Origin of the sequence: Streptomyces sp. NBC_01549, from assembly GCF_026339955.1 — a bacterium.
GTDB lineage: Bacteria > Actinomycetota > Actinomycetes > Streptomycetales > Streptomycetaceae > Streptomyces.
The window spans coordinates 6769308-6794657 of record NZ_JAPEPW010000001.1; the positions used below are offsets into that span (position 1 = coordinate 6769308).

Here is a 25350-nt window from a genome sequence, read left to right on the forward strand (position 1 = left end):
TCGTCATGTCCCTGGACAGAAAGTGGAACCCGTGCTGTCATGCCAACGGCTGCTGACAACGTTGTTCCACCTGAGCAAGAGCCGCGCCACCCGTCCCACACCCGTCCTCGACGAGGAGGATCCGTGCGTTTCGGACAACTCAGAGAACGACTCGCGTTATTGCTCGCCGTGACCCTCGGCGCCGCGGGACTCGCCTCCGTGCCCGCCGCGGCCGACGACCCCGTCGCCGTCCACGGCCTGAAAGGCGAGTACTACACCCAGTCCGCCCCAGGCGCCTTCGACTTCCACGAACTCAAGGCCACCGGCTTCGACCCGCAACTCGACTTCGACGACCTGGAACCCCGGCTGCGTTTCACCACGGGTCAGGACAACGATGTCAGCGTCCGCTGGACCGGCAGACTCGTACCGCAGAAGAGCGGACCCACCACCTTCTCGATCATCGGCGACAACGGTTTCCGCCTCTGGATCGACGGCAGGCCCGTCATCGACCACTGGGTGGACGACTGGGACCGCGAACAGACCTCCGAGCCCATCGAGCTGACGGCGGGTCACGCCTATGACTTCAAGCTCGAGTACTTCGAGCACTACGGAGGATCCAACCTCCATCTGCGCTGGACCGAACCGGGAGGCGGCAAGGTGACGATCCCGCAGTCGGCGTTCCTGCTGCCCGACGGCTACGACTACGACGGCGCCCTCGCGACCACCGTGCGGCCGGACGGCCGCACCCTCAAGCTCGACTTCGCGCGGGAGCTGTCCGCGCCCCCGGCCGGCGTCGTCGACCACCTCCAAGCCGTGATCGGCGGAGCCAAGTGGCCCCTGGGGGATGCCGAGTTGGATCCATCCGACCCCAGGTCCCTGCTCGTCACGCTCAAGGAACCCGTCGTCGGCGACAAGACCGGCACCGCACGCGGCACCGCCGACCTGCGCTACGACGGCACCGGCGGCCTCGCCGCCGCGGGCGACGGCAAGGCGATCGGCGCCTTCTGGAGCAGCGGCCCCAACCGCTCCACGTACGAGCTGCGCACCAAGTGGGCCGACGAGGTCGGGCCGGACAACGCGCTGCCGGAATACCCCCGCCCCCAGCTCACGCGTGACGCCTGGCGGAACCTCAACGGGCGCTGGCAGTTCGCCGCCGCCACCGCGGGGGAGCGGCCCCCGGTCGGGAAGACGCTCGGCGAGCACATCCTCGTCCCGTACCCGGTGGAGTCCCAGCTGTCCGGCGTCGAACGCCACGAGGACCGCATGTGGTACCGCCGCACCTTCACCGTCCCGGCCGACTGGCGCATCGGCTCGGGCCAACGGCTCCTGCTCAACTTCGGTGGCGTCGACTGGCAGTCCGAGGTGTACGTCAACGGGGTCAAGGTCGCCGAACACCGGGGCGGCTACGACAAGTTCGGCGCCGACGTCACCGACGCGCTGAAGCCCGGCCGCACCCAGGAACTGATCGTCGGCGTCTACGACCCGACCGACGCCGCGTCCGGCGAGAACCCGCCGCTCGGCAAGCAGCGCCTCGACCCCAGCGGGATCTGGTACACACCATCCTCCGGCATCTGGCAGACGGTGTGGATGGAGCCGGTCGCCCCGGACCACGTCGACGCGCTCAAGCTCACCCCGGACGTCGACGGCGGCCGGCTCACCGTGGAACCGAAGGGCGTGCGCGACGGGCTGCCGGTCACGGCGACGGCGTACGAGGGAGGGCGGAAGGTCGCCACCGTCACCGGGCGCACCGGGCAGCCGCTGACCCTGGAGATCGCCCACCCGCGCCTGTGGTCACCAGACGACCCCTTCCTCTACGACCTCAGGGTGAGCGTCGGTCATGACCGCGTCGGCAGCTACTTCGGGATGCGCTCGATCTCCGTCGAGCAGGTCGACGGCACCCCGCGCACCGTTCTCAACGGCAAGCCCGTCTTCATGATGGCCACGCTCGACCAGGGGTTCTGGCCCGACGGTCTGTACACCGCGCCGACGGACGAGGCCCTCGCGTACGACCTGCGCATGCACAAGGAGATGGGCTTCAACGCGGTACGCAAGCACATCAAGGTGGAACCCGACCGCTGGTTCTACTGGGCGGACCGCCTCGGCCTGCTGGTCTGGCAGGACATGCCCGCCATGACCGCAGGGGTGAACCCGAGCGCCGCGGCCCGCGCCGAGTACGAGCGCGAGATGAGACTGGTGATCGACCAGCACATCAGCAGTCCCTCGGTCGTGATGTGGGTGACCTTCAACGAGGGCTGGGGCCAGTACGACGAGGGCCGCATCGCCGACCAGGCCAAGGCCTGGGATCCGACCCGGCTCGTCAACGGCATGTCGGGGCTGAACCTGGGGACCGACGGCGGCACCGGCGACATCATGGACGAACACAGCTATCCGAGCCCCGCGCTGCCACCGGCCCCCGACGGCAGACGCGCGCTCGTCAGCGGCGAGTACGGGGGCCTGGGGCTGGCCGCACCCGGGCACGCCTGGTCGGTCCAGCAGTCGTACGTGGACGTGGACCCGTCGACGTACACCGACGACTACCTCGCCCGCCTCGCCGAGGTGCGGGCGCTCGCGTGCCGCGGGAGCAACGGCGCCGTCTACACCCAGATCTCGGACGTGGAGGGCGAGCTGAACGGGCTCCTCACCTACGACCGCAAGGTCGTGAAGCCGGATGTGGGGAGGTTGAGGGCGGCGCACGAGGCGCTGATCGCCGACGCGTCCCGGGCGACCCCCGCGGGCTGCCCGGGAACCTGACACCGCCCTCCGTACGACAGGGCGTCGACAGGTCATTCGCGCGGCCGCGCGTCGGCGCGCGTGCTGCGGCCGGGACGCCTATCCTGATCCGACCTCACGTGCCCCTTGTGTCCCGCCCCTTTCGCGGGGGCGGGACTTAATCTGCTGTTAACTGAGCGTAGCTTGATCGTACTTGACCGTAATCGCCTGTCGGGGTTTGACTGCTTGCTCACCCTGTCGTCGACGCGAGAGCAAGCCTTTGACTCCTGATCTCCTCGCACCACTCGACCTGGCGTTCTGGAACATCGAGTCCGCCCAGCACCCGATGCACCTCGGCGCCCTCGGTGTCTTCTCCGCGCACTCGCCGACCGCGGGCGCGCACGCGGCCGAACTGCTCGCGGTCCGCGCGGCCGGGGTACCCGGGTTGCGCATGCGGATCCGCGACGTCTGGCAGCCCTTCGCCTTCCCGCCCAGCTTCGGGAGCGCGGCCCGGGAACCCGCGCCCGACTTCGAACCCCTCGACCACGTCCGGCTGCACGCGCCGACCGCGAACTTCCCCGCCGCCGCGGGCCATCTCATGGAACGCCCGCTGCAGCGCGGCCGGCCCCCGTGGGAGGCGCACGTCCTGCCCGGCGAGGACGGTACCTCGTTCGCCGTGTTCTTCAAGTTCCACCACGCGCTGGCCGACGGCCTGCGGGCGCTGATGCTCGCCGCAGCCCTCATGGACCCACTGGACCTGCCCGAGCCCCGCCCGCGCCCCGCGGAGCCGCCCCGGGGACTCTTCCCGGACGTCCGCAAGCTGCCCGACCTGGTCCGCGGCACCCTCTCCGACCTGGGTCGCGCCCTCGACATCGGCGGCTCGGTCGCCCGCGCCACCCTCGGCGCCCGCTCCTCGCCCGCCCTCACCTCGCAGCCCACCGGCACCCGCCGGATCGCGGGCGTGGCCCTCGACCTCGACGATGTCCACCGGGTCCGCAAGAGCGTCGGCGGCACCGTCAACGACGTCCTGATCGCCGTCGTCGCGGGCGCCCTGCGCAACTGGCTCGACGAACGCGGCGACGGCAGCGAGGGAGTCGCGCCCCGCGCCCTGATCCCCGTCTCCAGGCGCCGCCCGCGCACCGCGCACCCTCAGGGCAACCGGCTCTCCGGTTACCTGATACGGCTTCCCGTCGACGACCCGGACCCGCTCGGCCGGCTCCGCTCGGTGCGTACGGCCATGGACGCCAACAAGGACGCGGGGCCCAACCGGGGGGCGGGCGCCGTCGCACTGCTCGCCGACCATGTGCCGCCGCTCGGCCACCGCCTCGGCGGCCCCGTCGTCGGCCAGGCGGCCCGGCTGCTCTTCGACATCCTGGTCACCAGCGTGCCGCTGCCCAGCCTCGGCCTGAAGCTCGGCGGCTGCCCGCTCGCCGAGGTCTATCCGCTCGCCCCGCTGGCCCGCGGCCAGGCGCTGGCGGTGGCCGTGTCGACGTACCGCGGACGGGTCCACTACGGGCTCGTCGCCGACGCACAGGCCGTGCCGGACCTGAACCGGCTGGCCCGCGCACTGTCCGAGGAGGTGGAGACGCTGATCATCGCCTGCGGCGCCTGAGAACGGCCCGCCGGGGACCGTTGATCATCTCGGGTTTGGCGCCTTGCCCCCTTGCTCCGTAAAATTCCGCCTTCGAAAGCGAGCGCGGTTCGAGCGCGGCGCGAGACCCGAGGAACGGCACACGCGATGACGGTGACAGAGGACGGCCAGGCGGCTCTCGCCGTGGACACGGCCGAGGACGACCGGGCGGCTTTTGCCGTGGACGGGGAGGCGGTCTCCTACGGACCGGGCATCGACCCGGAGCGGCTGGCCGTCTGCCTCGGCGTGCTCGACGAGCTCGACAAGATCGACGTCGACCACCCGGACGCCATCGCCGTGCGCCGCGCCACCGCGGGCGTCTACCGCACGGTCAAGCAGCGCCGCCGCCAGGAGCGCCGGGCCGCCAAGACCGCCCACGACAAGGCGGTCACCGAGGCCACCGCGACCGGCTCCGCCCAGCGCATCGACGACGAGACCGAGGGCATCCTGCCCTCGTCCGTCACCGACGCCGGCGAGATCGCGGGGATACTCCAGCGCCCGCGTTCCTGCTACATCTGCAAGAAGCGGTACGTCGAGGTCGACTACTTCTACCACCAGCTCTGCCAGGACTGCGCCGCCGAGAACCGCGCCCGCCGCGACGCCCGCGCCGACCTCACCGGCAAGCGCGCGCTGCTCACCGGCGGCCGCGCCAAGATCGGCATGTACATCGCGCTCAGGCTGCTGCGTGACGGCGCGCACACCACCATCACCACGCGGTTCCCGAACGACGCGATCCGGCGCTTCAAGGCCATGCCCGACAGCGACGAGTGGATCGGCCGACTGAAGATCGTCGGCATCGACCTGCGCGACCCGGCGCAGGTCGTGGCCCTGGCCGACTCGGTCGCCGCCGAGGGCCCGCTCGACATCCTGATCAACAACGCGGCCCAGACCGTCCGCCGTTCCCCGGGGGCCTACAGCGAGCTGCTCGCCGCCGAGTCGGGCCCGCTGCCCGCCGGTGAGCTGCCGCCCGCCGAGGTGATCGGCACCTTCGGTTCCGGCGCGGTGGCCGCGCTCCCGGTAGCCGGGGGCGGCGCGCTGACCGCGCAGGACGTCACCGACCTCGCCCTGGTGTCCGGCTCGGCCTCCCTGGAGCGGATCGCGGCCGGTACGGCCATCGACGCGGGCGGGCTCGTGCCCGACCTGCACGACACCAACAGCTGGATCCAGTCGGTCGAGGAGGTCACGCCGGTCGAGCTCCTGGAGGTCCAGCTCTGCAACTCGACGGCCCCCTTCATCCTGATCAGCCGGTTGCGGACGGCGATGGCGGCCTCCGGGGCCGAGCGCACGTACATCGTGAACGTCTCCGCCATGGAGGGCGTCTTCAACCGCGGCTACAAGGGCGCGGGCCACCCGCACACCAACATGGCCAAGGCCGCCCTGAACATGCTCACGCGCACCAGCGCCCAGGAGATGTTCGAGAAGGACCGCATCCTGATGACCGCCGTCGACACCGGCTGGATCACCGACGAGCGCCCGCACCCCGACAAGATGCGCCTCGCCGACGCGGGCTTCCACGCCCCGCTGGACCTGATCGACGGCGCGGCCCGGGTGTACGACCCGATCGTGCGCGGCGAGCAGGGCGAGGAGCTGTACGGCGTCTTCATGAAGGACTACGCGCCCGGCAAGTGGTGACCGCGCTCGCCCTCATTCACGGGTGAAGGTGTCCAGGCCGTCGTGGTCCCAGGCCGGCGGAGTTCGGCAGGAGGCGGCCGGAGCCGACGGGAACCGGGCAGGCTCCAGCACCCGCCTAAGGGCTGTCCCGTAATCCCCGGTGGATCAGCGCGCGGCGTCAGATGCGGTGCATCGCAAGGCGGTGGGTCGTCCTCATACTGGGCGTATTCGGGCGATCCGACAACGCGGCGAGGTGCCGTAGCTGTCGTCGTGCGCCCGCCGGGGATTACGGGACAGCCCTTAGGCTTCGGGCGCGCGGGTCCGTAGGCGTTCGTGGACGGTGTCGGCGGGGGAGCGCGCGGCCCGGACCCGGGTTCCCCCGTCCACCAGCAGATCGGCGCCCGTGATCCACTCGGCCGCGTCCGAGGCCAGCCAGACCACCGCCCGCGCGATGTCCTCGGGCTGGCCGATCCGGCCCAGCGGGAGCCCGGCGCCGAGCTCGTCCTCGGCGTCCTGCCAGACGAACCGGGCCATCTCGGTGCGGACGAGCCCCGGGGAGACGGAGTTCACCCGCACTCTCGGGGCGAGTTCGCCCGCGAGCTGCTGGGTGAGGTGCAGGAGGGCCGCCTTGCTCGTGCCGTACGCCCCCACGTTCGGCCCCACATGCCCGGCGCCCTCCGTGCACACGTTCACGACCGCGCCGCCGTGCTCGCCCATCCAGGCCCGCCAGGCACACTGCACCAGCCGCAGCGGTGCCTCGACGTTGACCGTGAACGCCTCGCGCCAGCGGTCCGGATCGGCGTCCATGAGCGGGCCGTACGGCTGGTTGGTCGCCGCGTTGTTCACCACGATGTCGATGCGCCCGAACTCCCGCAGCGCCAGCTCGGTCAGCTCCCGCGGATGCGCCGGATCGGCCACCGAGCCCGCGAGCCCGACGCCGCCGAGCCGGTCGGCGACACGGGCCACCGCGTCCGGGTCCCGGGCCGTCACACACACCCGCGCCCCCGCCCGGGCGAGCCCCTCGGCGACGGCCAGCCCGATCCCGCGCGAAGCCCCGGTGACGATGGCGGTCCTGCCCTCAAGGCCGTACGGCGTCGTCATCCGCGTACCGTCTCATGACGGACCGTCAGTCAACAGCCCCCAGCCGCGAGTGCTGTGCCGCTACCAGCTCCAGCACCGTGCGCCAGTCCTCCAGGACCCCGGCGTCGATGCCGACGACCCTGCCCGCCTCGTGCGCGTGGCGCAGGCTCAGCACGTCGTCGGTCTCCGCGTCGTGGGCGTATCCGCCGCAGTGGTGGCGGACGAGGCGGGAGACCCGCTCGCCGAGCAGCGGCCGGACCAGGTCCGCCGCCAGGTCCGTGTGCCCGGTCGTGTCGGCGGGCCGCAGCAGCTGTCCCAACGCGTGAACCAGGCCCGCCACCTGGAGTTCCTTGTCCGCGGGACGACTTCGGCGCAGGAGCGCGGCGGTCTGTAGGGCGTGGTCGTGCAGATCGACTCGGCCGCCACAGCGGCCCGGGGTGTCCCGGGCGCCCCGGCAGGCGTGCAGCAGATCCATCAGCTCCTCGACGCCGCGCAGCTCCATGCGTCAGTCCTCCCGAGTCCTCCCGCGGGAAAAGCCGTTTCCGGGCCCCAGCAGATCATGGCCGCCTTGCGAACCGGCCAACGGGACCTGAACTGCGCGCCGTGTTCAATGGTGCCCGTGGCCCGCAGCCCCCGAAGCCCCGTGCCCGTGTTCGTGCCCGTGACCCTCCGGCGCCGGTGCGCCATGGTGGTGAGCCTCCGGCTCCGGCGCCCCGCCCATCATCCGCAGCATCTCCCGGCCGCCCGTGCGCAGGAACCGCCACACCAGGGCCGCCGCCAGCAGCAGGAAGGCGATGTTGAGCCAGGTCGTGTAGTTCCAGGAGACACCCTCCATGGGGATCTTCGCGTCGCCCTGGTCGGGGATGAGCCCGAGGCCGCCGAAGAGGAACTCCACGACGTATCCGGCGAGCACCATGGCCGCGTAGAAGGTGGCCAGGAGGAAGCCGGTCATCCGGAGCCCGTAGTACTTCCGGTAGATGTTCAGGATCGGCAGGATCAGCAGGTCGGCGAAGATGAAGGCGACCACACCGCCGAAGCTGATCCCGCCCTTCCACAGGACGACGGCCAGCGGCACGTTTCCGATGGAGCAGACGAACGAGGCGATCGCCACGAGCGGGCCGACCAGGGGGCCGATCAGCTTCGCGGCGAGCGGGTGGCCGTCGAGGAAGAGGGACTGCCAGAACGCGTCGGGCACCCAGGCCGCGATCGCGCCCGCGATCAGCAGGCCGATCACCAGGTCGCGCAGGATCGCCGCCCACTCCATGACGAACACGTGTGCGACCGAGGTGTAGCCGTCGCGCGAGAACAACCGCCGTCCGAACGAGCCCTCCGCCCGGATCGACATGTCCATCGCGGCATGCCCTTCCATCGACCCGGCGAGCCCGCGCTCCGCCTGCTCCCGGGCCTCGCGCAGCAGTCGCTCGCGCAGGAAGATCCGGAAGAGCACGGCCAGCACCACGATCATGATCGGACCGCCGACGAATTCGGCGACCGTGAACTGCCAGCCCATCAACAGGGCCAGAATCACGCCGAGTTCGACGACCAGATTGGTGGAGGCGATCTCGAACGCCATCGCCGCGGTGAAGTTCGCGCCCTTGCGGAACAGTGAGCGGGCGAGCGCGACGGCCGCGTACGAACACGACGAGGACGCCGCGCCGAGCCCCGCGGCCAGTGCGAGGGTCCGCGGCCGGTCGTCACCGAGCAGCCGCACGATCGTCGCACGGCGCACCACGGCCTGCACGACGGCGGAGAGGCCGAACCCCAGAATCAGCGCCCAGGTGATCTCCCAGGTCATCGACCCGGTGATGGACAGTGCGTGCAAGATCGCGTGCATCGGCCTCACTCTTTCCCGTCCGGCTTCTCCGACTCATGACTATACCCCCTAGGGGTATCGAATTCCGTAGGGTGACCGACGGATCGCGCCGGTTCAAGGTTGCGCAAAGACTTCGGGGGGCCGCCCCAAGGGGAAGCCCGAGCTCCGCGGGGCCGTCCATCGCCCCTGTCCGGGTGGCGGGTTGACCCTTCCCGCCCTGGTCACGGAGGGTCTGGCGCTACGCCGAACGAGTGGCGCGCGAGAGGGGATACATCATCAAATAGGCGCAGATCTGCGGCCGATGAACGCTGATCGACTCACGACGGTTACCTCGTGTTTTCAGCCCCATCGAGCGGGCGCCCGCTCATTTGGTTACCCTGTAGCGGACGGACAGCCCGCAGGGTTTCCACCCACACCCAAGGTCCGTCCCGGGACAGCCGGTCACCACGGCCTGCTCTCACACGAGTTACCGGCGCCACCGCGTCCTTAACTGCCTTCGACTCAGACCCGAGCGGATGTCCGGCGACCGGAAGCAGACTGGCCCTGTACATCCCGAGGGTGACCCGACACATAAGGAGTGCGCGGTGACACCGGAGAAGACGAATCGCGATCAGCGCCCCAAGGAAGGCACGGAGCGCGGAGGCGGCCGGCCCGAGAAGAAGCTCGGCAGCCTCGACGTGTGGGCCAGGTCCGCCCCGATCCGCCTGGCGGGGTACGAGGACGACCTCGCCGAGCCCCACATCCTGCCCAGCGTGGACTGACCGCTCCCGGCGGGACTTCATCGCGATCGCTGACGGCATGGGCGTGCCAGACTCGCGTCCATGCTGATCAGAGAAGCCGCGGCCGACGACTGGCCGCGGATCTGGCCTTTCTGGCACCGGATCGTCGCCGCTGGTGAGACGTACACCTGGGACCCGGGCACCTCGCAGGAGGCGGCCCGGGCCCTGTGGATGGCACCGGGCAAGCGCGTGTACGTCGCCGAGGACGCCACCGGAGCGGTCGTCGGCTCGGCCTATGTCACCCCCAACTACGGCGGGCCCGCCTCTCGCGTGGCCAACGCCGGATTCATGGTCGACCCCGACCACGCCGGGCGCGGTATCGGCCGTGCCCTCGCCGAGCACATCCTCGCCGCGGCGAAGGCCGACGGCTACCGGGGCATGGTCTTCAACGCCGTCGTGGAGACCAATCCCGCCGTCACGCTGTGGACCGCGCTCGGCTTCACGATCCTCGGCACCGTGCCGGACGCCTACGAGCACCCCCGGCACGGGCGGGTGGGGCTGCACATCATGTACAAGGCGCTGTGAAGCCCCCGCGCTCCCTGGGCGTGCCGTCGCTCCTCAGCCCAGTGGTGCCGTCCGCCGCCACGGCCGCAGCTCCTCCAACTGCCCCGCCAGCTCAAGGAGTTCAAGCTCGGATCCGGGCCGCCCGACCAGCTGTACAGCCGCCGGGGCCCCGCTCGGCAGCGTCCCGAACGGCACCGCCATCGCGGGCCATCCGGTGAGGTTCCAGGGCGGCGTCAGCGGCGAGTAGGACGTGTTGACCAGCACATTGCGCAGCCAGCCCCGCTGGTGCCACGGCGCGGCGGCCGGCCCCCGCCGGGCCAGCGCCGGGGTGAGCAGTACGTCGTGCTCCGCGAAGAACGGCTCCAGACGTCCGCGCAGCTGCTCGCGGCGCTCGCCCGTGCGTACCCCGGCCACGAAGCGGCGTCCCACGGCGGCGTGCACCCGGGTCCGCCGGGCGAGCCGGCGCGGGTCGAGGTCCTCGGCGTCCACCGCGGTGCCCGCCGTCCAGTGCGTCAGCGCGGCGGTGCCCAGCCAGTAGGGGTACGGCGGGTCGGCGGGCCGCACCTGGTGGCCCGCCCCCGCCAGCGACTCCGCCGCCTCCCGGGCCGCGTTCGCGTACGGGCGGCCGACGGCCACGCCGAGCAGTGGACTGCGCACGGAGACGGCCACCTTGCGGACGAGGTTGCCCGAGGGGCGTATCGCCTCGGTGTCCGCAAGGACCCCGAACATCAGACGGGCGTCCTCGACCGTGGTCGCGAGCGGCCCGTTCTCCGACATGCCGAACCAGTCGCCGTGACCGATGCCCGCCGGGATCGTGTCATGGCCCGGCTTGAGCCCGAGGATGCCGCAGTTGGCGGCCGGGATGCGCAGTGAGCCCATCCCGTCGTTGCCCAGCGCGATCGGCACCATCCCGGCGGCGACCGCGGCCGCGCTGCCGCCTGAGGAGCCGCCGGCCGTGCGCGAGGTGTCCCAGGGGTTGCGGGCCGTGCCGTGCACACCCTCGGAGGTGCCGAAGACGCAGAGTTCGGGCACGTTGGTCAGACCCACGACCACCGCGCCCGCCGCGCGCAGCCGCGCCACCGTCACATGGTCGTGGTCGGCGGGGGTGTCCTCGGTCGCGGCGGAGCCGTTGCGGTTCGACTCGCCGCGCACCGCGAGGTTGTCCTTGATGGCCACGGGCACTCCCGCGAGGGGGAGTTCGGCCAGGTCCGCGCGGCCGGCCAGTTCGTCGGCCGCCGCGAGCGCCGCCTCGGCCCGCACGACACGGAAGGCACCCACGCGTGCGTCGAGCCGCTCGATGCGGGCGAGGTGGTCGGCCACCACCTGGCGGGGCGTGGCCCGCTTCTCGCGTACGGCTGCGGCGATCTCGGTGGCGGTCCGGCCGGCCCAGCTGGTCACGGGTGCTCCTCGGGGGCAGGGGATTACTGGTGAGTACGAGGAGCACTGTGCCCGCCGGTGGGGTGCCGCGTCGAGAGTCGCCGCCCTTGGACATTCGGACCGGTCTTGTTGGACTTTTGCGCTCGGGCTTGTCCGGTATCTCCAGGGAGACGCAGATCATCCGATCACTTGCTCAAATCTTCTGCCTACCCGCCCCATTGACAGGATCTGGTGGCGCCTCAATCATCAAACATCCGATGAATTGGAGCCGCAATGAGCACGTATCCAAGACGTCAGGTTCTGGGCGCCGCAGCCGGAGTGGCCGTCGCGGCCACTCTTCCCCTCGCGGCCACGGCCGAAGCCCGACAGGCGGTCGAGCAGCACGGCCAGTGGGTTCCCGTCCCCGATCCGATCCCCGTGCCGCTCGACGCGTACGTCGACAACGACGGCATCGACACCGCGGCCGCCCCCGGCGGCAACTTCGACGGCTCGGGGTACACGTTCCCCGGCGAGGAGCTCCCGGCGGGCCCCGTCGAGGTGGACGGCATCGCGTTCGTCTTCCCTTCGTCCGCCGCGGGGGCCCGGAACAACCTGGTCGCCCTCGGCCAGCGCATCGACCTCCCGAGCGGACGCTATCTCTCGGCCCACTTCCTCACCGCGGGCAGCTACGGCGACGCCTCCGGCCGGGCCACCGTGCACTACGCCGACGGCTCGACGACCACCGCCGGGCTCGGCGGCGCGGACTGGTACGCGACGGGCGGGTCGCTGTCGGCCCCGTACCGCTACCGGCCGGACGGCACGAAGGACGAGCACAGCGTGGGGATCGGCACGGCGGAAGTCTGGATCGACCCCCAGCGCGAGGCGGTCGCCCTCACCCTGCCGACCACCAACCCCGCCGAGGCCGGCAAGGCCTCCCTCCACCTCTTCGCCCTCTCCCTCCAACCGGCAGCTCAGGGGCGGGCGTTGGTCCTGCGCGACGCGCACTCGACCTTCTCCCTGTTGGAGTCGAGCGGCGCACAGAGCGTGGAGGCCACCGTCGTCAACGCGGGCACGCTCGCCGTCCTCGCCGGCGACCGCGTGTCGGTCGGCGTCGACGTGCCGGGCGCCCGCACCGTCGAGCCCGCGCACCTCACCCGCCTCGACCCCGGCGAGCAGGCGCGCGTCCGGGTCGGCATCCGCAACCGCGTGGGCACGGCACCAGGCACCGCGCGGCCCGGAACGGTGACCGTCACCGGACGCGGGCAGCAAGTCACCTCCGCGAGCCGTGAGTTGACCCTCGGTGTGCCGGACTACCAGCCCACCGAGAACTCTCTCGCCGGCCACGAGGCCCCGTACTGGTTCCACCGCGCCAAGTTCGGCATCTTCATCCACTGGGGCGTCTACTCGGTGCCCGCCTGGTCACCGGTCGGCAAGCAGTACGCCGAGTGGTACTGGAACCATCTGCAGAGCCCGGACAACGCGGTGTACGCCTACCACCGGGACACATACGGCGAGAACTTCGCCTACGACGACTTCATCCCGATGTTCACGGCGCGGAAGTTCGACCCCCGGGCCTGGGTGGAACTCTTCCGTGACGCCGGAGCCCAGTACCACGTCCTCACCTCCAAGCACCACGAGGGCTTCGCCCTGTGGGACACCAAGGTCTCCGACCGTAACGCCGTGAAGATGGGCCCGAAGCGCGATCTGATCCGCGAACTCTTCGACGCCTCGAAGAAGTTCACGCCCGAACTGCACCGCGGCCTGTACTTCTCCATGCCCGAGTGGTTCAACCCGGACAACCCGTGGATGGGCCACGCCCCGCGCAACCCGTACACCCTGGAGCCGCTCCCGTACACCGGATACACATCGGGCAAGGACTATGTGAAGGACTATCAGGCCCCGCAGATGCTGGAACTGATCCACGGCTACGACCCGTCCCTCATCTGGTGCGACATCGGCGGCGTGAACGACAGCCTTCATGTGCTCGCCGAGTACTTCAACCACGGCAAGAACAGACCCAAGCCGTACGAGGTGACCGTCAACAACCGTTCGGGCATCGGCTTCCACGACTTCACCACCCCCGAGTACACGACGTACGAGAACACGGTCGTCGCGAAGTGGGAGTCCAGCCGGGGTCTCGATCCCTTCAGCTACGGCTACAACAAGGCGACGCCCGACGCCGCCTACATGACCGCCGAGGAGGTCGTCCAGAGCCTCGTCGACATCGTGTCGAAGAACGGCAACTTCCTGCTGGACATCGGCCCCCGCGCGGACGGCACCATCCCGGAGATCATGCAGACCCGGCTGCGCGAGACCGGCCGCTGGCTGAAGACCAACGGCGAGGCGATCTACGACACCACGTACTGGTCGCGGATGGCGCAGCTCGGCGAGGACCTGCGGTTCACGGTCCGGCAGAACGAGGCGTTCTACATCCACTCGCTGACCGCGCCCGGCGCCAGACTCACGGTCGAGGCGCCGGTGCCGATCCGTGGCGGGGACAAGGTGACGATGCTCGGTCACGACCGGCCGCTGACCTGGACGGTGAGCGGCGGCTCGCTGGTCATCGACGTGCCGGAGGCGGCCCGCAAGGCGGGGCAGTACGTGTGGGTGTTCAAGGTGGAGTGGCATGGCTGACCAACGCGCCGCACGATCTGTTGGCAGAGGGTGGGCGCGGAGGGTCGTCGGCTGCGCGGCGGTGCTGCTGCTGACGCTCGCGACGTCGGTCCCGGCGTCGGCGCGGGCGGCGGCGGTGCCTCCCGTCACGGTCCCCGCTCTCTCCAACTGGACAACCGAACAAGGCAGTTACTCCCTCGGTCCGGGCTCCCGTATCGTCGCGAGTGACGCGGCGGCCCGCCGGGTCGCGGACACTCTCGCCGACGATCTGCGCGTGGCGGGCCATGGCACCGTTCCCGTCGTACGGGAGGGTGCGCACGCGGGCGACATCGTGATCGGCGTCGACCCGTCCTCGTCGCGGCTCGGCGCGGAGGGATACGAACTGCGGGCGGGTGAACGTCTGTCGGTGAACGCGGCCGCCGAGACGGGTGCCTTCTACGGCACCCGCACCGTCCTCCAGCTCCTCGCCCAGAGCGACCGCGTGCCCGGCGGGAGCACGGTCGACGTGCCCCAGTACAAGGAACGCGGCGTCGGCGTCTGCGCCTGCTACGTCCACATCTCGACGGCCTGGCTGGAGAACCTCGTACGCGACATGGCGTACCACAAGCTCAACCAGCTGCTGCTCGAACTGAAGGTGAAGAGCGACGCCCATCCCGAGGCCGACACCTGGGGCTACTACACCAAGGACGAGATACGCCGGCTCGTGGCCCTCGGCGAGAAGTACCACGTCGAGATCGTCCCGGAGATCAACTCGCCCGGTCATATGGACCCCTGGATCCAGAACCGCCCGGACCTCCAGCTCACCGATGCCGACGGCACCAAGCAGCCCGCCCGGCTCGACATCACGCAGGACGCGGCCTTCACGTACTACACGAGCCTGATCGACGAGTACGCGCAGGTGTTCAAGGCCGGGTCCTGGCACATGGGCGCCGACGAGTACATGCTCGGCTCCGACTTCGCCAAGTATCCGCAGATCCTCGCCTACGCACGGGCCAGATACGGGGCGAACGCCACCCCGCAGGACGCGTTCATCGACTTCGTCAACCGCGTGCGGGCCTACGCGGCGGCCAAGGGCAAGAAACTGCGCATCTGGAACGACGGTCTCACCGGCGCCAACACCGTGCCGGTCGCGGCCGGTACGACGGTCGAGCACTGGCTGAACGTGACGACCAAGCCCAGCCGGCTCATCGCACAGGGCTATCCGCTGATGAACGCCGCCTACTCCCTCTACCTCGTCCGCGGCGGCTTCCACACCGACACGAAGGCGCTGTACGACCAGAGCTGGGATCCGCGCAGTTTCGAGGGCGAGAAGCTCGCCTCACACGAGGGCGTCACCGGGGCGAAGATCAGCCTCTGGCCGGACAACGGGCGCGGGGAGACCGAGAACGAGGTCGCGGCGGTCATGGTTCCGGCCCTGCGGCACATCGCCCAGGTCACCTGGGGTTCGGCACACCCCGACCCGACGTACGCCGAGTTCACCGCGCGCGGTACGGCGGTGGGGCACGCGCCCGGATGGCGGGACCTGACCCGTGTGTCGGTGCCCGAGGGGTCGTACACCTTCCGGGCCGGGGCCGCGACCAGCGATCTCGAGGTCCGGCGGACCGCGGACGGCTATGTGACCCTGCGGTCCACGACGAGCGGCGGCTGTCTGGAGGTGAGCGGCGGAAAGCTCACGCTGAACGTGCCCCTGGACCCCGGTGTCGAGGTGACCGCGTCGCGGTGCGCCGCCGCGGACACCTTGCAGCGCTGGGAGCTTGAGCCGGTGCACGGCGGCGGATACCGGCTCGTCAACGCGATCACGCGGATGGCGGTGCACGTGACCGACGACGGGCGCCTCCTCCAGTACCCGCCGGACCAAGAGCGGTCGGCCGTCTGGACGTTGACCGTCCACTGATGTGAGGAGCCCCCACCCCATGGCCATCTCCAGACGCCTCTTCGTCCTGGCATCCACCGCCCTCGTCGCTGCCAGCGGCACGTCCGTAGCCCTCGCCGCCCCGGGTGAACCCCTCTCCCGTATCCCCGTCAGCTCCTCCGACACCGAGGACGACCTGGTCCGCAAGGCCTCCCAGGTCCGGCCCTCAGCCCGGCAGATCGCCTGGCAGAACCTGGGACGCACCGCCTTCCTGCATTTCGGCGTGAACACCTTCACCGGCCTGGAATGGGGCACCGGGGACGAGGACCCGGATGTCTTCCAGCCCGTCGGGCTCGATACCGACCAATGGGCCCGGGCCCTGCGCGACGGCGGTTTCGAGCTCGCCATCCTCACCGTCAAGCACCACGACGGGTTCGTCCTCTACCCGTCGCGCTACACCGACCACTCGGTGGCGTCGAGCAGTTGGCGCGGCGGGCGGGGCGACGTCCTGCGCTCCTTCGCCGACTCGATGCGCCACCACGGGATCAAGGTCGGGGTCTATGTTTCGCCGGCCGACGAGAACCAGTACCTGCACGGCGTGTATGCCAACGGCAGCGCGCGCTCCGGGCGCACCGTCCCGACGCTCGTCGACGGCGACGACCGTACGGACCCAAGGACGTTCACGCTGGACGCCACCGACTACGGCGCCCATATGCTCAACCAGCTCTACGAAGTGCTCACCGAGTACGGACCCGTCGACGAGGTGTGGTTCGACGGAGCCCAGGGCCGTATACCGCCGGACAAGGTGGAGAAGTACGACTGGGACAGCTGGTACGCGCTGGTCCGGGCCCTCGCGCCCGACGCCTCGATCGCCGTGTCCGGGCCCGATGTGCGCTGGGTCGGCAACGAGGGCGGGCTCGCCCGTGAGGACGAGTGGAGCGTCGTACCGGTCACGGAGAAGGACTACGGCCGCACGGACTACGCGCTGGCCTACGACGCGGCCGATGAGGGCAGCCGGGACGCGCTGGTGGCGGCCCGCCCGGTGGCCGACTACCTGCAGTGGTGGCCGGCCGAGTGCGATGTGTCCATCCGTGACGGCTGGTTCTACCATGCCGACCAACAGCCCAAGTCCGTGTCCGAGTTGACCGACATCTACTTCCGCTCGGTCGGCCGCAACTCGGTCCTGCTGCTCAACATCCCACCCGACACACAGGGCCTGCTGCCGGCCGCCGATGTGGTGCGGCTGCGCGAGTTCCGTGAACGCGTGGACCGGGAGCTGCCGGAGGACCTGGGGCGCGGGGCCGTGGTCCGCTCGTCCCCGGGCGTCTTCGCCGTCGACCTCGGCGCGGAGCGCGAAGTGGACCGGATCAGGCTCGCGGAGGACATCCGGCACGGCCAGCAGGTCGAGAGCTTCGTGGTCGAGGCGTACGGAGCGGGCGCCTGGAGCCGGGTGGCCGGGGCGGGCACGATCGGAGCGAGCCGGATCCTGCTGCTCCCGGCGCCCGTACGGGCGCGGTACTGGCGTCTGCGAGTGACGCGGTCAAGGCAGCCCGCGCGGATCGCGGAGTTCGCGCTCCATCGATCGCGGATCTGAGGCCTACGGGGGTGGACGCCCCGCACGGTGTCCACCCCTCACCGTCTTCAGCTTTGCGCCCACCCCTCACCCTCTCAAGCCCCGCAGGGCCCCGTGCTCTCCCGTTCGATCAACCGCGGCACCGGCACCTGGACCGTCCGTGCGGGACCGCCGTCCAGGAGTGCGGTGAGTTCCTGGGCGGCCGTGCGGCCGAACTGCACGGTGTCGCGGGAGAGGGCGGACAGCCATGGCTTGACCATGCGGCACAGCGGCGAGTCCTCCCAGGCGACGACCGAGACGTCGCCCGGCACCCAGAAGCCGAGTTCCGTGGCGGCGGCGACGCCGGCGACGGCCATCACGTCGTTGTCGTAGACCAGCGCGGTCGGCGGGGTGCCGCTCTCCAGGACGCGGCGGGTGACGGCGGCGCCCTCCGCGTCCGAGTAGTCCGTGGGGACCGAGCGCACCTCGGTCAGACCCCGCCGCTCGGCCTCCGCCCGCAGGGTGCGGATCCGGCGCTCGGTGTGGGCGAGCCCCGGCAGGCCCGCGATGTGCACGATCCGGCGGTGGCCGAGCGCGTACAGCTCGTCCACCACCGCGGCCATCGCGCCCGCGTCGTCCGCCCAGACGGTGGAGATCCCCGGGTGCCCCGCGTCCGGCACGCCGCCGATCACCACGGCGGGCAGACCCAGCTCCTCGAGCAGGTCAGGGCGTGGGTCGTCGGTCCGCGGGTCGACGACCATGACTCCGTCCACGCGGTGCTCGGCCCACCAGCGCCGGTAGACCGCGCACTCGTCGGCCACGTCCTCCACCACCTGGAAGAGCAGGCCGAGATGGCGCTCGGCCAGCACCTCCTGGATACCGGAGATCAGCTGCAGGAAGAACGAGTCCACGCCCAGGGTGTCGGCGGGCCGGGCCACGACGAGACCGACCGTGGCGGCGCCCTCGCCGGACAGCTGGCGCGCCGCCGTGCTCGGCCGCCAGCCCAGCTGTTCGGCGACGCGGCGGACCCGGTCGCGGGTGATCTCGGAGACCCCGGGCCGGTCGTTGAGCGCGAAGGAGACCGCGCTCTCGGAGACCCCGGCGCGCTGCGCGATGTCCTTCATCGTCGGTCGGCGCGCGGGTGACCGCTTGGCTGGCAACCCTGTTCCCCGTTCTGCTGAGCTGGTGTACTAATGCGCTTGAGCTGAGGCAATCTAAAGCGCATTAGTGATTGATTGCAAGAGGCTGAGAGAACAGCTGTGACCAGCCATGTTGTGGCACTAATGATTTTAGCTGGGCCAAATCCATTGACTTGCCCGGCGAGTTGGCAGCAAGGTCTGCCCCGGCACCGTTCCCCCTGCTGCAAGAGGAGCCCCATCCGTGCGCATCTCCCGCAGAGCTTTCGCCGCCGCTGCCACCGTCGCCGTTCTCCTGCCGCTGAGCGCCTGCGGCTCCGGGAGTGACGGCAGTGGCTCGACGGACGCCTCCGGCAAGGTCGAGGGCGACATCACCTTCCAGACCTGGAACCTGAGGGCCAACTTCAAGTCGTACTTCGAGGGCGTGATCGCAGACTTCGAGAAGAAGTACCCCGGCACCCATGTGAAGTGGATCGACCAGCCCGCCGAGGGCTACGCCGACAAGATCAGCGCGGACGCGGCCGGCGGCACCCTGCCCGACGTCGTCAACGTCTCGCCGGACCTCGTCGCGCCGCTCGCCAAGGCGGGCCTCGCCCTCGACCTCGACAAGTCCGCCGCCCAGTACAAGAAGGAGTACCTGGACGGCGCCTGGGCCAGCCACCAGATACCGGGCATGACCGGTACGTACGCCTTCCCCTGGTACCTCAACACCGGCCCGCTCTTCTACAACAAGTCCCTCTTCAAGGAGGCCGGACTCGACGCCTCCAAGCCGCCGACGACGTACGACGAACTCTTCGCCGACGCCCTGCAACTGGCCAAGAAGAGCGACGGCAAGGTCGCCACGCTCGCCAACGTGCCCACCGTCGAGGACTTCGGCCGCTACGGCGTCGAGCTGATGAACAAGGAGGGCACCGCCTTCGCCTTCAACGACGCCACGGGGGTCGAACTCCTCACCAGGTACAAGGAGTTGTACGACGCGAAGGCGCTCGACCCGCAGGCGCTGACCGCGACCCCGGAGTCCTCCGGCAAGAAGTTCCTCACCGAGGCCGTCGCCATGAACCCCGGCAGCGCCCTGGACCTCGGCAACTTCAAGAAGCAGGCACCGAACCTCTACAAGAACATCGGCATCACGGACCAGATCACCAGTACCGGCAAGGTGAACATGTACGTGATGGGCGTGATGGTCAACTCGCGCACCAAGCACACGCCCGCCTCGGTCGCCTTCGCGCACTTCGTCACCGACGCGCAGAACCAGATGTCCTTCGCCAAGAAGGTCGCCATCTTCCCGAGCACCGCGGGCTCGCTCGACGACCCGTACTTCACCAAGGAGGACGGCACCGACGAGACACGCGTGCGGATCGCCGCCGCCAAGTCCCTGAAGAACGCGGTCAACTACACGCCGGTCCTCTTCAGCGAGCAGATGAAGACCGCGCTGCGCAACGAGGTCGCCAAGGCCCTGCAGGGCAAGGAGAGCCCCAAGACGGCTCTCGACAACGCTGTCAAGGCCTGCGACACGCTGCTCAAGCAGCAGGGCTGAGCGAAGCCATGGCGAGTTCCTCCAGCACCGCCCGTGTGCGGCGTCAACTTCCGGCCAGTCCCTGGCTGTTCGCCGCTCCGGGTCTTCTGGTCGTGGGTGTGTTCATCCTCTACCCGTTCGTCTCGACCGTGGTCAACGCCTTCACCGACCGCCGCACCCTGATCCCGGGCAGGTTCGTGGGCCTCGCCAACTTCCGTGAGCTGCTGCACGACGACATGTTCTGGATCGGGCTGCGCAACAGCACGCTGTACGTCCTCGGGGTCGTCCCCGCCCTCGTCCTGCTGCCGTTGCTGCTCGCGCTGCTGGTCCAGAAGAACATCCCCGGCATCACCTTCTTCCGGTCGGCCTTCTACACCCCGGTGGTCGCGTCCATCGTCGTGGTCGGTCTGATCTGGGTGTGGCTCCTGGACGAACGCGGCCTGGTGAACTCGCTGCTGGAGGCGATCGGCGTCGGCAGGATCGGCTTCCTCAGCGACCAGTGGCTGCTCCTGCTGAGCGCCATGGCCGTCACGGTCTGGAAGGGCCTCGGCTACTACATGATCATCTATCTCGCGGCGCTCGCCAATGTGCCACGCGAGCTGCACGAGGCCGCCTCGGTCGACGGCGCGGGCGCGGTCCGGCGCTTCCTCACGGTCACCGTGCCCGCCGTCCGCTCCACCATGGTGCTGGTCGCCGCGCTCTCCTCGGTCGCCGCGTTCAAGGTGTTCTCCGAGGTGTACCTGATGGCGGGCCCGGCCGGCGGCCCCGCAGGCGAGGACACCACCCTCGTCATGCTCGTCCAGCGCACCGGCACCGGACTGACCGGCCGGGTCGGCTACGCCTCCGCCATCTCGGTCGTCGTCTTCGTCGTCACCGTCGCGCTGATGCTGCTCGTGCTGCGCGCCGACCGGAAGGAGGAGGCGTGAGTGCGCCGGAAGGAGCACGCGTGAGCGGGCGGGAAGGAAGTCGCGTGAGCGTGCGGGAAGAAGGACGCGTGAGCGTGCTGGAGAAGGAGCGCGGCGTCGAGCGGCGTCCGCCGGCCGGGCGCGGGCCCCGGCGCCGCCGTGTCACAGACGAGCACGGCCGCCGTGTCCGCGGCTGGGAACTCGCCCTGCGCTACCTGCTGTTGCTCGCCGTTCTCGCCCTGACCGTCGGCCCGTTCCTGTGGCAGCTGTCCACCTCGCTCAAGGGCCCGACCGAGGACATCTTCAGCTCACCGCCGAAGTTCCTGCCGGGCGATCCCACGCTGCACAACTACAAGCGGGTGGCCGACACCATCCCCGTCTGGGACTACGCCTTCAACTCCCTGAAGGTCGCGGGCGCCAATGTCGTCACCAACTGTGTGGGTTCGGCCCTCGCGGGCTACGCCCTGGCCCGCCTGCGCTACCGCGGCCGCCGGGTGGCGACCCTCGTCTTCATCCTCGCGATGCTGGTCCCCGTCGAGGGCATCATCATCGCCCAGTTCACCACGATGCGTGAGCTCGGCCTGAACAACACGCTCATCGGGGTCGTCCTGCCCGGCTGCATCGGCGCGATGAACGTCCTGCTGATGCGAGGCGCCTTCCTCAACCTGCCGTACGAGATCGAGGAGGCGGCCTTCGTGGACGGCGCGAACACCTGGCAGCGGTTCCTGCGGATCGCGCTGCCCTCGGTGAAGGGCACGCTCGCCGTCGTCGCGATCTTCGCCTTCATGTTCTCCTGGGACGACTTCCTGTGGCCCCTCATCGTGCTCAGCGACCCCTCGAAGTTCACCCTCACCATCGGCCTCAACTATCTCCACGGCACCTTCGCCAACGACGAACGGCTCGTCGCCGCGGGCACGATCATCGCCGTGACACCGCTCATCGCCCTCTTCGCCTGCCTTCAGCGGTACTTCTTCCGCGGGGTGGGGGAGGGCGCCGTCAAGGGCTGACCTCCCGCCTCCCGATTCGCTTCGCAAGGATCCCGCATGCCTTCTGCCGTGCGCTTCGGCGTCAACTACACCCCGAGCGTGGGGTGGTTCCACCACTGGCTCGACTTCGACCTCGACTCCGTACGCACCGACCTCGACTCCATCGCCGCGCTGGGCCTCGACCACATCCGGGTCTTCCCGCTGTGGCCCTACTTCCAGCCCAACCGCGCGCTGATCCGCCCGCGCGCGGTCGAGCAGCTGCTCCAACTCGTCGACGCGGCAGGCGAGCGGGGGCTCGACGTCAATGTGGACGGTCTGCAGGGGCACCTGTCGAGCTTCGACTTCCTGCCCGCGTGGACGCGGACCTGGCATCGGCGCAACCTGTTCACCGACCCGGAGGTCCTCGACGGCCAGGCGGCCTATCTGCGCACGCTCGCCGCGGCCCTGGCCGACCGCCCCCACTTCATCGGCATGACGCTCGGCAACGAGGTCAACCAGTTCTCGGTGGGACCGCCCCATCCGGACCCCGACCGGGCGAGCAGCACCCAGATCGACGACTGGCTGGAGCGGATGCTCGCCGCCTGCGAGGAGGGCGCCCCGGGCCGGCTGCATCTGCACGCCGAGTACGACGCCACCTGGTACCAGGACGACATGCCGTTCACCCCGGGCCAGGCCGCCCGGCGCGGCGCCGTCACGGCCGTGCACTCCTGGGTCTTCAACGGCACCGCCCAGCGGCACGGCCGTACCTCCGTGCCGACCGAACATCACGCCGCGTACCTGATCGAGCTGAGCAAGGCCTGGGCCGACGACCCGCACCGGCCCGTCTGGCTCCAGGAGGTCGGCGCGCCCGCCCCCCTGATCCCGCCCGAGCACGCCGCGGCCTTCACGGAGGCGACCGTCGCGGCCGCGCTGGACTGCCCCGACCTGTGGGGCATCACCTGGTGGTGCTCCCACGACGTCTCCCGCGACCTCGCCGACTTCCCCGAACTCGAATACGGGCTCGGCCTGTTGACCAACGACCGGCGCCCCAAGGACAGCGCGCGGACGCTGGCCCGCGCGGCCCGCGAGCACCACCACAAGCCCGCCCCCCGCACCACGGCGCTGCTCGTCCCCGCCGACCCCGCCGTCCGCTCGCTGTGCGCCCCGGGCGGCCCCGTCTTCGAGGCGTTCTTCCGACTCACCTCCGACGGCGCCCGCCCCACCACCGTCCTCGACGCGCGCGCGGACGACAAGGAACACCTCGCCGCGCGCGGCATCACCGAAGTCGTCAGTCCCGATCAGGTACTCCCCATCCCACAAGGAGAAGCCCGCTCGTGAACCCCACCAGACGCACCGTCCTGCTCGCCGGCGCGACCGCCGCGCTGCTGCCCGCCCTGCCCGGCCTGCCCGCCGCCGCGGCGACGAAGGCCGCCGCGACCGCGGCGTCGCCGTATGCCTCCTACTGGTACCCGGACTCGCTGCCCTCGGGCACCCCGGGCACCGGCATCACCTGGCACAGCCTCAAGGCCTGGAGCGCCGCCACCGACACCGACCTCGCGTTCAACGCGTCGACCGTGCCGCTCGCCGCCCGCTTCACACCGACCCCGGCCAACACGACGGCCCGCAGCGGCCAGGCCCGCGTCCAGTCCCTCGTCTCCTTCGGCCCCACGTCGAGCAACCCCTCGCAGGGCGCCGCCACCGCCGACTACTACGCCCTCACCCACTGGGCGTACCTCGACGAACTCGTCTTCTGGGGCGGCTCGGCGGGCGAGGGCCTGATCCTCGCGCCGAACGCCCCGATCGTCGACGCGGCCCACCGGCACGGCGTGCCCGTCCTCGGCAATGTCTTCCTGCCGCCCGTCGCCTATGGCGGACAGCTCCAGTGGACCCGCGACCTGGTGCAGAAGGACTCCACCGGGCACTACCCGCTCGCCGCGCAGCTCGTCGCGGTGGCGGCGGCGTACGGCTTCGACGGCTGGTTCATCAACGCCGAGACGAGCGGCGGGAACACCTCGCTCGCCACCGACATGCTCGGCTTCATGAACGAACTCAAGACGCTCGGGACGGCCCGGGGGCAGCGCGTCACCTGGTACGACGCGATGACCGTGAACGGCTCGGTGAGCTGGCAGGGCGCCCTGAACAGCCAGAACAAGACGTTCTTCCAGGCCGCCGACTCCATGTTCGTCGACTTTCGCTGGTCCCAGAGCGGCCTGGCCTCCTCCGCGACGACGGCTCAGCAACTAGGACGCAGCCCCTACGAGTTGTGGGCGGGCGTCGACGTCGAGGCGAACGGCACCAGCGCGTCGGTCAACTGGGACGCCATCGTGCCGAGCGGCAAGGCCCACGTCACCTCCCTCGGCTTCTACCGGCCCGAGTGGACCCGCAACCACCTGCCCGCGAGCCGCACCCCCGGCGACTTCCACGCCGCCGACGACCTGTTCTGGACCGGCTCCTCCCTCGACCCCTCCAAGCCCAGCACGAGCGCGAGCTGGCGCGCCCCGGCCGTCTGCGTCGCCGACCGCTCGACGGTCACCTCCGTCCCCTTCGCGACCACCTTCAACACCGGCCACGGACTGAAGTGGTACGAGGACGGCGAAGCCACCTCGGACACGGCCTGGAACCACCTCGGTCTCCAGGACCGGCTGCCCTCCCGCCGCTGGGTCGTACGGACGACCGGACAGCGCCCCGCCGTCACCTTCGACTTCACGGACGCCTGGCGGGGCGGGAGCAGTCTGCTCGTCGCCGGCGCCCTCGACGCGCCGACCACGCTGGACCTGTACGCGACCAGGCTGCCGCTCACCGCGGACACGGTGGTCGAGCTCACGTACCGCACGGACGCGGGCGCCGCCGCCGTGGAGCTGGCCGTCGCCACCGCCGAGCCGGGCGCGGCGGGAGGGGCGCCCCCGTACACGTACTTCCCGGTCACGTCCTCGGGCGACGGCTGGGGGACCGCCACCGTGCCGCTGACCGGACTCACGGGGACCGTGCACGCGCTGGGCGTACGGCTGACGGCGAGCAGCGGGCCGGTGCGCTGGCGCCTGGGCGGGCTCGCGGTCCGCGATGCCGTTCTCACCCCCGCCGCGCCCACCGACCTGCGCGTCACCGGCGCCGACGGCGGCAACCTGCGTTTCGCGTGGCAGGGCGCCCCCGGCGCGGTACGCCACTACGAGCTGTACCGGACGCTCCCCGACGGCACGCGCCGGTTCCTCGGCGGCACCTGCCAGATCGCGTTCTACGTCGGCGGTCTCACTCCCGAGCAGGGTGAGTCGGCCGGGGGGTTCGAAGTGCGCGCGGTGGGGGAGCTGTTCACCGTCTCGACCGCCGCCACGACCACCCACACCTGGTAGCAG

The 25350-nt window shown here is 70.6% G+C and carries 18 protein-coding genes; 13 read left to right on the top strand and 5 right to left on the bottom strand.

What is annotated here, in order from left to right:
• Positions 1–123 precede the first annotated feature (123 nt).
• The 3 genes from OG819_RS30210 (at position 124) to OG819_RS30220 (ending at position 5950) form a co-directional block, all read left to right on the top strand.
• Positions 124–2730 (top strand): PA14 domain-containing protein, encoded by a 2607-nt coding sequence (locus tag OG819_RS30210; protein WP_266651737.1) that lies wholly within the window; start codon positions 124–126, stop codon positions 2728–2730.
• Positions 2731–2968: 238 nt separating this feature from the next.
• The gene (locus OG819_RS30215; protein WP_266651739.1) at positions 2969–4300 is read left to right on the top strand and encodes a wax ester/triacylglycerol synthase family O-acyltransferase; all 1332 of its coding nucleotides are present in this window, start codon (positions 2969–2971) and stop codon (positions 4298–4300) included.
• A 126-nt stretch (positions 4301–4426) separates the two neighbouring features.
• The gene (locus OG819_RS30220) at positions 4427–5950 is read left to right on the top strand and encodes an SDR family NAD(P)-dependent oxidoreductase (RefSeq protein WP_266651741.1); all 1524 of its coding nucleotides are present in this window, start codon (positions 4427–4429) and stop codon (positions 5948–5950) included.
• Positions 5951–6229: 279 nt separating this feature from the next.
• Here OG819_RS30220 and OG819_RS30225 read toward each other — a convergent pair whose 3' ends face one another.
• From OG819_RS30225 to OG819_RS30235, 3 genes are all read right to left on the bottom strand, one after another.
• The gene (locus tag OG819_RS30225) at positions 6230–7030 is read right to left on the bottom strand and encodes an SDR family oxidoreductase (RefSeq protein ID WP_266651743.1); all 801 of its coding nucleotides are present in this window, start codon (positions 7028–7030) and stop codon (positions 6230–6232) included.
• Between the two features lie 25 nt (positions 7031–7055).
• Entirely contained in the window at positions 7056–7511 is a 456-nt protein-coding gene (locus OG819_RS30230) for a hypothetical protein (RefSeq protein WP_266622364.1), read from the bottom strand.
• Positions 7512–7616: 105 nt separating this feature from the next.
• Positions 7617–8843, bottom strand: a complete 1227-nt coding sequence (locus OG819_RS30235) for a permease (RefSeq protein WP_266622362.1) — start codon at positions 8841–8843, stop codon at positions 7617–7619.
• A 563-nt stretch (positions 8844–9406) separates the two neighbouring features.
• Here OG819_RS30235 and OG819_RS30240 point away from each other — a divergent pair.
• Together OG819_RS30240 and OG819_RS30245 are read left to right on the top strand one after the other, a co-directional pair.
• Entirely contained in the window at positions 9407–9583 is a 177-nt protein-coding gene (locus tag OG819_RS30240; RefSeq protein WP_266417431.1) for a hypothetical protein, read from the top strand.
• A 60-nt stretch (positions 9584–9643) separates the two neighbouring features.
• Positions 9644–10126 (top strand): GNAT family N-acetyltransferase, encoded by a 483-nt coding sequence (locus OG819_RS30245; protein ID WP_266417433.1) that lies wholly within the window; start codon positions 9644–9646, stop codon positions 10124–10126.
• 33 nt (positions 10127–10159) lie between these two features.
• On the opposite strand, the gene OG819_RS30250 is transcribed toward OG819_RS30245, so the two are convergent.
• A complete protein-coding gene (locus OG819_RS30250; protein ID WP_266651745.1) occupies positions 10160–11503 on the bottom strand; it encodes an amidase family protein in 1344 nt (447 codons plus the stop codon).
• 252 nt (positions 11504–11755) lie between these two features.
• Between OG819_RS30250 and OG819_RS30255 the strand changes: the two genes are divergently transcribed.
• From OG819_RS30255 to OG819_RS30265, 3 genes are read left to right on the top strand one after another with little or no spacing between them, the layout of a single operon-like run.
• Positions 11756–14095 carry an alpha-L-fucosidase gene (locus OG819_RS30255; RefSeq protein WP_266651747.1) on the top strand — a complete coding sequence of 780 codons (2340 nt, stop codon included), beginning with the start codon at positions 11756–11758 and terminating at the stop codon, positions 14093–14095.
• On the top strand, positions 14088–15968 hold the full coding sequence (locus OG819_RS30260; protein WP_266622354.1) for a family 20 glycosylhydrolase: 1881 nt from the start codon (positions 14088–14090) through the stop codon (positions 15966–15968). Before OG819_RS30255 ends, OG819_RS30260 begins: the two co-directional genes overlap by 8 nt.
• 19 nt (positions 15969–15987) lie before the next feature.
• Positions 15988–17520: an alpha-L-fucosidase gene (locus OG819_RS30265; protein WP_266651749.1), complete on the top strand. Its 1533-nt coding sequence runs from the start codon at positions 15988–15990 to the stop codon at positions 17518–17520.
• A 74-nt stretch (positions 17521–17594) separates the two neighbouring features.
• Here OG819_RS30265 and OG819_RS30270 read toward each other — a convergent pair whose 3' ends face one another.
• On the bottom strand, positions 17595–18638 hold the full coding sequence (locus OG819_RS30270) for a LacI family DNA-binding transcriptional regulator (protein ID WP_266622350.1): 1044 nt from the start codon (positions 18636–18638) through the stop codon (positions 17595–17597).
• A gap of 220 nt (positions 18639–18858) precedes the next feature.
• Here OG819_RS30270 and OG819_RS30275 point away from each other — a divergent pair, with 220 nt between their 5' ends.
• From OG819_RS30275 to OG819_RS30295, 5 genes are all read left to right on the top strand, one after another.
• Positions 18859–20151, top strand: coding sequence for a sugar ABC transporter substrate-binding protein (locus tag OG819_RS30275; protein WP_266651751.1), 1293 nt, complete (start codon positions 18859–18861; stop codon positions 20149–20151).
• A gap of 8 nt (positions 20152–20159) precedes the next feature.
• On the top strand, positions 20160–21056 hold the full coding sequence (locus OG819_RS30280) for a carbohydrate ABC transporter permease (protein WP_266651753.1): 897 nt from the start codon (positions 20160–20162) through the stop codon (positions 21054–21056).
• Positions 21057–21133: 77 nt separating this feature from the next.
• Positions 21134–22042 carry a carbohydrate ABC transporter permease gene (locus OG819_RS30285; RefSeq protein WP_266652883.1) on the top strand — a complete coding sequence of 303 codons (909 nt, stop codon included), beginning with the start codon at positions 21134–21136 and terminating at the stop codon, positions 22040–22042.
• A gap of 36 nt (positions 22043–22078) precedes the next feature.
• On the top strand, positions 22079–23338 hold the full coding sequence (locus OG819_RS30290; RefSeq protein ID WP_266651755.1) for a glycosyl hydrolase: 1260 nt from the start codon (positions 22079–22081) through the stop codon (positions 23336–23338).
• Entirely contained in the window at positions 23335–25347 is a 2013-nt protein-coding gene (locus tag OG819_RS30295) for an endo-beta-N-acetylglucosaminidase (protein WP_266651757.1), read from the top strand. Before OG819_RS30290 ends, OG819_RS30295 begins: the two co-directional genes overlap by 4 nt.
• The last annotated feature ends 3 nt before the right edge of the window (positions 25348–25350 follow it).

Coding starts and splice junctions, on each gene's coding strand:
- OG819_RS30225 (WP_266651743.1), bottom strand. CDS start 7,030: ATGACGACGCCGTACGGCCTTGAGGGCAGGACCGCCATCGTCACCGGG.
- OG819_RS30265 (WP_266651749.1), top strand. CDS start 15,988: ATGGCCATCTCCAGACGCCTCTTCGTCCTGGCATCCACCGCCCTCGTC.
- OG819_RS30220 (WP_266651741.1), top strand. CDS start 4,427: ATGACGGTGACAGAGGACGGCCAGGCGGCTCTCGCCGTGGACACGGCC.
- OG819_RS30245 (WP_266417433.1), top strand. CDS start 9,644: ATGCTGATCAGAGAAGCCGCGGCCGACGACTGGCCGCGGATCTGGCCT.
- OG819_RS30280 (WP_266651753.1), top strand. CDS start 20,160: ATGGCGAGTTCCTCCAGCACCGCCCGTGTGCGGCGTCAACTTCCGGCC.
- OG819_RS30260 (WP_266622354.1), top strand. CDS start 14,088: ATGGCTGACCAACGCGCCGCACGATCTGTTGGCAGAGGGTGGGCGCGG.
- OG819_RS30255 (WP_266651747.1), top strand. CDS start 11,756: ATGAGCACGTATCCAAGACGTCAGGTTCTGGGCGCCGCAGCCGGAGTG.
- OG819_RS30230 (WP_266622364.1), bottom strand. CDS start 7,511: ATGGAGCTGCGCGGCGTCGAGGAGCTGATGGATCTGCTGCACGCCTGC.
- OG819_RS30290 (WP_266651755.1), top strand. CDS start 22,079: ATGCCTTCTGCCGTGCGCTTCGGCGTCAACTACACCCCGAGCGTGGGG.
- OG819_RS30235 (WP_266622362.1), bottom strand. CDS start 8,843: ATGCACGCGATCTTGCACGCACTGTCCATCACCGGGTCGATGACCTGG.